This window comes from Clostridioides mangenotii TR (assembly GCF_000498755.1).
GTDB lineage: Bacteria > Bacillota > Clostridia > Peptostreptococcales > Peptostreptococcaceae > Metaclostridioides > Metaclostridioides mangenotii_A.
In genome coordinates this window covers 1-1,053 of the sequence record NZ_AXUS01000079.1, presented here as the reverse complement: position 1 = coordinate 1,053, position 1,053 = coordinate 1, and the positions used below count along the sequence as shown (strand labels likewise).

The following is a 1,053-nucleotide window of genomic DNA, read 5'->3' as shown; positions in this document are numbered from 1 at the left end:
TGTTAAAAGATAGAATTTGTATTAATAATCTTCAGGCATAGTAAGAAAGGGGAGAAAAAGATGTACGTAATATTTGAAGTCATAAACAATAGATATCATCAAGTTTATCGTAATTATGAAGATAAAGAGCTTGCTTACAAAGATTTAATGATAGTAAAGGGACGTTTCCCTAATAGAGAATTTTATATTTCATTTGAAGAGTAAATAAAATTGTGAATTTATTTTAGAATAGGGGAAATAAGTGAAATAAAATTATAGGGGGAAATTATGATAAGTGAGATAAAACAAAGAATTGAATTAAAAAATGGAGATGTATTTTGGACTGGAGACATTGTAAAAATTGTTTCTGAAGAGTATGAAGGATATTCATCATACAAAAAAAACAGGATAGAATATGTCGGTAAAATTATAGACGCCGATGAGTTTGGAATCAGATTAGACGGCAGTGATAAATTCAAAGCAAGCACAGTAAGCATTCAAGCTTTAGATATGATTTCTATGGATCTATTTGAATAAAAAAGGAATAAAAGAGGTGTTTTATAGAAAAAAGATTTGCAACCATTATGTGAGTAAAGAATCTTAATTTAAGGGGGATTAAATTGGAATTAGTTAGTGGAAATGATGTTTATAATAATTTAATAACTGCTATTAATAGTAATAAAGATCGACCTAAATTATTGAAATCGATTCTGAATTATGTAGAAAGTGTAAACTCTACAACTTTTAGTAAAAGAGGGTTAACAATAGATATTTCAAAGCAGGAAACGAAGTTTAAAAAATATGAAATTAAATTAACTGAAACAGAATTTAATTTATTAAAGTTTTTTATGCAAAACGAAAATAGAATTTTAACTATAGAAGAAATTAGTGCCAATGTTTGGGGGAGTGAATACTACTCTAACACTAATGTCGTATCAGTTATGTTAGTTATTTAAGAAATAAAATAGATAAAAAATTAGATGTTAAATTCATACACACAATTGGTAAGCGTGGATATATGTTTAAATAAATTGGAGGAGAAATTATGGGAATTTTCAATAAAATGCTAGGGAA

The 1,053-nt window shown here is 26.6% G+C and carries 3 protein-coding genes; all 3 read left to right on the top strand.

The window, feature by feature from the left end:
* Positions 1-60: 60 nt before the first annotated feature.
* Complete coding sequence (locus tag T473_RS18755; RefSeq protein WP_161627576.1) at positions 61-204, top strand: hypothetical protein; 144 nt, start codon at positions 61-63, stop codon at positions 202-204.
* 63 nt (positions 205-267) lie between these two features.
* Positions 268-516: a hypothetical protein gene (locus tag T473_RS0115775; protein WP_024622478.1), complete on the top strand. Its 249-nt coding sequence runs from the start codon at positions 268-270 to the stop codon at positions 514-516.
* A gap of 83 nt (positions 517-599) precedes the next feature.
* Positions 600-935, top strand: coding sequence for a winged helix-turn-helix domain-containing protein (locus T473_RS17515; protein WP_051365944.1), 336 nt, complete (start codon positions 600-602; stop codon positions 933-935).
* Positions 936-1,053 lie beyond the last annotated feature (118 nt).

Coding starts and splice junctions, on each gene's coding strand:
- T473_RS18755 (WP_161627576.1), top strand. CDS start 61: ATGTACGTAATATTTGAAGTCATAAACAATAGATATCATCAAGTTTAT.
- T473_RS0115775 (WP_024622478.1), top strand. CDS start 268: ATGATAAGTGAGATAAAACAAAGAATTGAATTAAAAAATGGAGATGTA.